Annotated in this window: 1 protein-coding gene; it reads right to left on the reverse strand. The window is 77.0% G+C overall.

Translation table 11 applies throughout. The annotated features are described in order from the left end of the window. Positions 1–300: 300 nt before the first annotated feature. Positions 301–444 (reverse strand): transglycosylase family protein (locus tag G3I71_RS47675; RefSeq protein WP_203733166.1); only part of this gene is annotated, 144 nt, incomplete at its 5' end.

Raw genomic sequence — 444 nt, forward strand, 5'->3', positions numbered from 1 at the left:
GGATCTCCGCAGGCCCGAGCAGGGCGATCGCCGACATGACCCCCGAGCCTAACGACCGACGGCCCGTGCCCGGTCCGCGAGCACGCCCGTCCCGCCACCCAGCCCGCTCCCCGCCCGGTGCGGGGTTCGGCCGCTCATGAGGCGCCACCACCGGCACAAGGCCGCGTTCGACGGTGGTGGTGCGGCGGCCGGGGGGGTGCGGCGGCGGTGGGTGGGCGGCGGTCAGGGGCGGGGACGGGGAAGGGCGGGCCGGGACGTCGGGGAGACGTGCCGGACCGCCCTTCGGGACGCGTCAGCGGGTCAGCTGAACAGGTTCTTGCCGCAGTGCGGCCACTGCCCGGCGCCCGAGCGGTTGTAGAGCATCTTGGCGCGGGCCGTCTGCTCGTCGGCCGACGCCTGCGACGGCAGGCCCGCACCGCCCACGGCCTGCCACGTGGCGACCGA

It is taken from the genome of Streptomyces sp. SID12501, from assembly GCF_010550245.1.
Lineage (GTDB): Bacteria > Actinomycetota > Actinomycetes > Streptomycetales > Streptomycetaceae > Streptomyces.